The 6,000-nt window shown below is 70.2% G+C and carries 6 protein-coding genes and 1 pseudogene; 4 read left to right on the plus strand and 3 right to left on the minus strand.

Going from position 1 to position 6,000, the window contains the following annotated elements; translation table 11 throughout:
• The first annotated feature begins 73 nt into the window (after positions 1–73).
• Both MVA01S_RS13980 and purF read left to right on the plus strand, forming a co-directional pair.
• Positions 74–472 (plus strand): sterol carrier family protein, encoded by a 399-nt coding sequence (locus MVA01S_RS13980; RefSeq protein WP_003930434.1) that lies wholly within the window; start codon positions 74–76, stop codon positions 470–472.
• A gap of 112 nt (positions 473–584) precedes the next feature.
• Entirely contained in the window at positions 585–2,120 is a 1,536-nt protein-coding gene (gene purF, locus MVA01S_RS13985) for an amidophosphoribosyltransferase (RefSeq protein ID WP_003930433.1), read from the plus strand.
• A 22-nt stretch (positions 2,121–2,142) separates the two neighbouring features.
• Here the strand turns inward: purF and MVA01S_RS13990 are convergent, their stop codons facing one another.
• The gene (locus MVA01S_RS13990) at positions 2,143–3,120 is read right to left on the minus strand and encodes an NAD(P)H-binding protein (protein ID WP_003930432.1); all 978 of its coding nucleotides are present in this window, start codon (positions 3,118–3,120) and stop codon (positions 2,143–2,145) included.
• A 122-nt stretch (positions 3,121–3,242) separates the two neighbouring features.
• On the opposite strand from MVA01S_RS13990, the gene purM reads away from it, so the two are divergent.
• Positions 3,243–4,316 carry a phosphoribosylformylglycinamidine cyclo-ligase gene (purM, locus tag MVA01S_RS13995; protein WP_003930431.1) on the plus strand — a complete coding sequence of 358 codons (1,074 nt, stop codon included), beginning with the start codon at positions 3,243–3,245 and terminating at the stop codon, positions 4,314–4,316.
• A 27-nt stretch (positions 4,317–4,343) separates the two neighbouring features.
• Here the strand turns inward: purM and MVA01S_RS14000 are convergent, their stop codons facing one another.
• Together MVA01S_RS14000 and ygfZ are read right to left on the minus strand one after the other, a co-directional pair.
• The gene (locus MVA01S_RS14000) at positions 4,344–4,529 is read right to left on the minus strand and encodes a DUF3073 domain-containing protein (RefSeq protein ID WP_003930430.1); all 186 of its coding nucleotides are present in this window, start codon (positions 4,527–4,529) and stop codon (positions 4,344–4,346) included.
• A gap of 146 nt (positions 4,530–4,675) precedes the next feature.
• A complete protein-coding gene (ygfZ, locus tag MVA01S_RS14005; protein ID WP_003930429.1) occupies positions 4,676–5,761 on the minus strand; it encodes a CAF17-like 4Fe-4S cluster assembly/insertion protein YgfZ in 1,086 nt (361 codons plus the stop codon).
• A 51-nt stretch (positions 5,762–5,812) separates the two neighbouring features.
• On the opposite strand from ygfZ, the pseudogene MVA01S_RS14010 reads away from it, so the two are divergent.
• Positions 5,813–6,000: pseudogene (locus MVA01S_RS14010) on the plus strand (aminodeoxychorismate lyase); the annotation flags it as partial.

Below are 6,000 nucleotides of genomic sequence, written 5' to 3' on the forward strand. Positions count from 1 at the left end.
AGCGTTGAGGTCAAGAGATTTGCTGGTCGGAGTCGAGTCAGGTGGCGCCACCACGATCTGAGACCCTTGGCTCATGGCTGCCCGTCGCAATGCCGACCCGGTGAAGACCCGCGCCGCGGTGGCCGCCGTGGCGCAGTGGCTGCGCGACGACAGCGCGACCCCGGACCGGGTCCGGATCGCCGAGGCGGTCCGGACGACGGCCCGGACCCTGGCCGCCGTCGCCCCGGGATCGTCGGTGGAAGTGCGCATCCCGCCGTTCGTCGCCGTCCAGTGCATCGCCGGCCCCGCACACACCCGCGGCAATCCGCCGAATGTGATCGAGACCGACGCGCGCACCTGGCTGCTCCTGGCGACCGGACTGCTGTCGCTCGCCGACGCCGCGGCGGCGGGGGCGCTGCAGATGTCCGGATCGCGAGCCGGCGAGATTGCCGCCGTGCTGCCGGTGGTCACGATCCCGGCCGACGGAATGTGAGCCCGCGAATTCCCGTTGTTCCCTTGACCACACCGTTGCCGGGATTCCGCGTTTTGCCGAACCGACCCGTAGACTGGCGACGTCACCCACAGCCCCAGGGAGCAGCCTGATCGTGACCGCCGACCAGCTTGAGAACGAGCCGAAGGAAGAGTGCGGAGTATTCGGGGTCTGGGCGCCCGGCGAGGACGTGGCAAAGCTCACTTACTACGGTTTGTACGCGCTGCAACACAGAGGCCAGGAAGCGGCCGGCATCGCCGTCGCCGACGGCTCGCAGGTGCTGGTGTTCAAGGACCTCGGTCTGGTCAGCCAGGTGTTCGATGAGCAGACACTCGCCGCCATGCAGGGGCACGTCGCCGTCGGGCACTGCCGCTACTCCACCACCGGCTCCACCACGTGGGAGAACGCGCAGCCGGTGTTCCGCAACACCGCCGCAGGCACCGGGGTCGCACTGGGCCACAACGGCAATCTGGTCAACACCGCCGAACTGGCCGCCCGCGCCCGTGACGAAGGGTTGCTGAGCAACCGCGGTGCGGCGACGGCCACCACCGACTCCGACATCCTCGGCGCGTTGCTCGCCCACGGGGCGGCGGACTCCTCGCTCGAACAGGCTGCGCTGGAACTGCTGCCCACCGTGCGGGGCGCCTTCTGCCTGACCTTCATGGACGAGAACACCCTGTACGCCGCGCGCGACCCGTACGGCGTGCGGCCGCTGTCCCTCGGCCGGCTCGACCGCGGCTGGGTGGTCGCCTCCGAGACCGCCGCGCTGGACATCGTCGGAGCCTCGTTCGTCCGCGACATCGAGCCCGGTGAGCTGCTCGCGATCGACGCCGACGGCGTGCGCTCCACCCGGTTCGCCCCGCCCTCACCCAAAGGGTGTGTCTTCGAGTACGTCTACCTCGCCCGTCCGGACAGCATGATCGGCGGCCGCTCGGTGCACGCCACCCGCGTCGACATCGGCCGCCGGCTGGCGCGGGAGAAGCCGGTCGACGCCGACCTGGTGATCGGTGTCCCCGAATCGGGCACTCCGGCCGCAGTCGGGTACGCGCAGGAGTCCGGGATCCCGTTCGGCCAGGGTCTGATGAAGAACGCCTATGTCGGCCGCACCTTCATCCAGCCGTCGCAGACCATCCGGCAGCTCGGTATCCGGCTCAAGCTCAACCCGCTCAAAGAGGTGATCCGCGGCAAGCGGCTGATCGTCGTCGACGATTCGATCGTGCGCGGCAACACCCAGCGCGCATTGATCAGGATGCTGCGGGAGGCAGGCGCGCTGGAGGTGCACGTCCGGATCGCGTCGCCGCCGGTGAAGTGGCCGTGCTTCTACGGCATCGACTTCGCCACCCCGGCCGAGCTGATCGCCAACGCCTCCAACGCCGAGGCCGACGAGGACGAGATGCTCGACGCCGTCCGCCACGCGATCGGGGCCGATTCACTGGGCTACATCTCCCAGCAGGGCATGATCGCCGCCACCGAGCAGCCCGCGTCGCGGCTGTGCTCGGCGTGCTTCGACGGGAACTATCCGATCGAGTTGCCCGGTGAGACCGCGCTGGGCAAGAACGTCATCGAGCACATGCTGGAGACCGCCGCCCGCACCGGAATCCCGTTGCAGGTCGTCGACAACGACAACGCCTCCGCGCTCAGGCGTCCCTGACGCCTCCGGCGTCGTGAAGGCCCTAGCCCACCGCGGGACTGAACCGCACCAGGTGCCGACGGCCGCCCTTGGCGTCGGTGCCGTCCTGCTTCAACGCCTGGTTGACCGCGTCCCGATAGCCGGTCAGGCCACCCGGTGGGGGCGGGATCACCGCGTCGATGTCGCGTTCGTGGATGACGGCATCGCACTCCAGCGACTCGACCAACGGGCGCGCCAGCCCCGACGGGATCGGCGTCACCAGACTCACCCAACGGCTCGCGAGCGTCGGGGTCAGCCACGGCAACACCACGAACCGCCTTGGGTACAACCCGGCGATCTCGGCGTAGACCTGCATCGCGTCCCCGTACTCGAGCACGTCCGGTCCGCCGACATCCCAGGTCCGCGATTGCGGCACCGCCGCGGTGGCGGCCTCCACCAGGTAGTACAGCGCGTCGTCGATGGAGATCGGCTGGATCTGGTTGTGCACCCACTTCGGCGTGGTCATCACAGGCAGCCGGTCGGTCAGGTGGCGGATCATCTCGAACGACGCGGACCCCGAGCCGATCACGATGCCGGCCTGCAGCACCACGGTCTCGATGCCGGAGTCGATGAGGATGTCGCCGACCTCGGTGCGCGACGCGAGATGGCGGGACAGTTCGACGCCGTCGGGGTGAAGACCGCTCAGGTAGACCACCCGTCCCACCCCGGCCTTCCTCGCCGCCTCGACCACGTTGCGCGCGGACTGTGCCTCCTCGGCCACGAAATCCTTCGACGTGCCCATCGAGTGCACCAGGTAGTAGACGACGTCGGTGTTTTCGAACGCCGCGACCAGCGACTCCGGGTCGGTCAGGTCGCCCTGCACCACCTCGGCACGGTCCCGCCAGTCGGCCCGGTCCAGCTTGGCCGGGGTGCGGGCCATCGCGCGCACGGTGTGGCCGCGGTCGAGGAGGGCGGGCACCAGGCGGCCACCGATGTAACCGGTCGCGCCCGTCACCAGGCAGCGGACTTGCTCAGCGGGCATGGCGCCGGGATGTCCACTTCCGGGATCTGGCAAACCCACGATCCCGAGTCGGGGCCATCACCAACGCGTCGAACGCATACTGGCAGCGATTTGCCGCGCCCGCGCGGGTAGCCTTGCATCCGATGATCGAGCGCGCCGAACAACACGGCATTTCTTACGCGTCAGCAGGTGTGGACATCGAAGCCGGTGACCGCGCCGTCGAACTCTTCAAACCACTTGCCAAGAAGGCCAGCCGGCCCGAGGTGAGAGGCGGGATCGGCGGATTCGCCGGCATGTTCGCCCTGCGGGGCGACTACCGGGAGCCGGTGCTGGCCTCCTCCACCGACGGGGTGGGCACCAAGCTGGCCGTCGCTCAGGCGATGGACAAGCACGACACGGTCGGCATCGACCTCGTCGCGATGGTCGTCGACGACCTCGTGGTGTGCGGGGCCGAACCACTGTTCCTGCAGGACTACATCGCTGTCGGGCGTACCGTGCCCGAGCGTGTCGCCGAGCTGGTGTCCGGGATCGCCGACGGCTGCGTGCTGGCCGGCTGCGCGCTGCTCGGCGGCGAGACCGCCGAGCACCCCGGCCTGATGGCCCCCGACCACTACGACATCTCGGCTACCGGCATCGGTGTGGTCGAGGCCGACGACGTGCTCGGCCCGGACCGGGTGCGGCCCGGCGACGTGGTCATCGCGATGGCCTCCACCGGCCTGCACTCCAACGGCTATTCGTTGGCCCGGCACGTGCTGCTGGAGATCGACCACATGAACCTCGCCGGCCACGTCGAGGAGTTCGGCCGCACGCTCGGCGAGGAACTGCTGGAGCCGACGCGGATCTACGCCAAGGACTGTCTCGCGCTGGCCGCCGAGACCCAGGTGCGGACGTTCTGCCACGTCACCGGTGGCGGACTGGCCGGAAACCTCGAGCGGGTCATCCCGCACGGGCTGGTCGCCGAACTGGACCGCGGCACGTGGACGCCCGCGCCGGTGTTCGGGATGATCGCCCAGCGCGGCCGCATCGAGCAGGCCGAGATGGAGAAGACCTTCAACATGGGGGTCGGGATGGTTGCCGTCGTCGCGCCGGAGGACACCGATCGCGCGCTGGCCGTCCTGACCGCCCGTCACCTGCAGTGCTGGACCCTCGGAACCATCAACAAGGGAAGTAAGGAAGGGCCGCGAGCGACGCTCGTGGGCCAGCACCCCAGATTCTGATGCTCCCCGGACGGGGGACTGGCGGCCTCAGCGCCGCCAGTCGTCCTCGTCCGACCAGCCGTCGTCGGACAGCGTGTCGCTGCCGTTGAGGCGGTCGTTGTCGGGAGCGTTCGACAGCTCGCGCTGTAGCCGCTCAAAATCGGTCTGGGGTGAGCTGTACTTCAGCTCACGTGCAACCTTGGTCTGCTTTGCCTTTGCCCGGCCGCGGCCCATGGGGGAACCCCCTCGCGCAATAACGGAGCGGCCCAATTACTAGGCGGCTCCGATCTGAGTGTGTGTATTGTCCTGCGGTCAGCTTACCGTGCTTCGCGGCGTGGTGCTGGCAGGCCCTGCGGGAGCGCGCCGCCGCCGGCGGGCGATCACCGAGCGCCGCCGCGCAGCCGCTCCACAGCGAGCCGTCCGGCGCCCATTCCGTCGACGGTGGGCACCGAATCGGGGTCGACGGCGGCGGCCACCTGGACGTCCCCGCCCGTCGTCAGCGCGGTGTCGGCCGGCAGGCCACGCTTGACCAGGGCCAGCGCGATCACGCCCTCGTCGACGTGGTCCACGACGGTGCCCAACCGGCCGACCGTGCGGCCACCGGCGAGCAGCGGGTCACCCGTGGCGGGCCGGTCGGCGGACCCGTCGAGGTGCAGCAGGACCAGCATCCGTGGCGGTTTGCCCAGGTTGTGGACCCGCGCCACGGTCTCCTGGCCGCGATAGCACCCCTTGTCGAGGTGCACGGCTCCGACGCCCGGACCGCCGATCCAGCCCACCTCGTGCGGGATGGTGCGCTCATCGGTGTCGAGCCCCAGGCGGGGCCGGCGGGCCGCGACCCGGTGCGCCTCGTACGCCCACACACCGGCCGGCCGAATCCCGGCCGCGACCAGTTTGTCCCGCCATCCGGCCAGTTCGGGCCGGGGCGCCACGACGTCGATCTCGGCCGATGTGCCGGGCAGGCGGCGGACGAACCCGCCGCCGGGCAGTTCCACCGCGGTGGCCGCGTCGGGCAGGGCCGACAGACCGAGCGCCGCCGGCACCGCGGGATCAGCGAGACCGGCCCCCAGCAGGGACAACACCCCGAGGTCGGCGGATTCCACGGTCACGTCGGCCCAGAACACCATCTTGCGCAGGAAGCTCAGCAGCGGCTCACCGCGCCACGGTTCGGTGTCGAGCACTGTGCGCCCGTCGAGCTCGGTCTGCAGCCAGTGATCTTCCACACGACCCTGCCCGTCCAGGCTCAGATTCTCGGTCACCGCACCGTCTGGGAGCTCACTGACGTGCTGGCTGGACACGGTGTGCAGCCAGGACTTGCGCTCCCCGCCGGTGATCGTCAGCACCGCGCGGTGGGACCGGTCGACCACGATGGCGCCCTCGGCGGCGGCGCGCTGCTCGCCGAGCGGATCGCCGTAGTGCCAGACGGCGCCGGCGTCGGGTCCTGGATCGGGGGCGGGAACGGCAGACATGATCCAACTGTACGAGTCGGTGGCACCGCGGCGCGGCTACGCTGATGCCCCATGGCTGACCATCCGGGCGTCGTCGTCACCCTCGACGGGCAGCTGCACGACCCGCAGGCGCCGTTGCTGTACGCCGACGACCTCGCGGCAGTGCGGGGCGACGGCATCTTCGAGACCCTGCTGGTGCGTGACGGCGGACCGTGCCTGCTGGGCGCGCACCTGGACCGGCTGGCGCACTCCGCCCGCCT

This window comes from Mycolicibacterium vaccae NBRC 14118 = CIP 105934 (assembly GCF_001552715.1).
Taxonomy (GTDB): domain Bacteria; phylum Actinomycetota; class Actinomycetes; order Mycobacteriales; family Mycobacteriaceae; genus Mycobacterium; species Mycobacterium vaccae.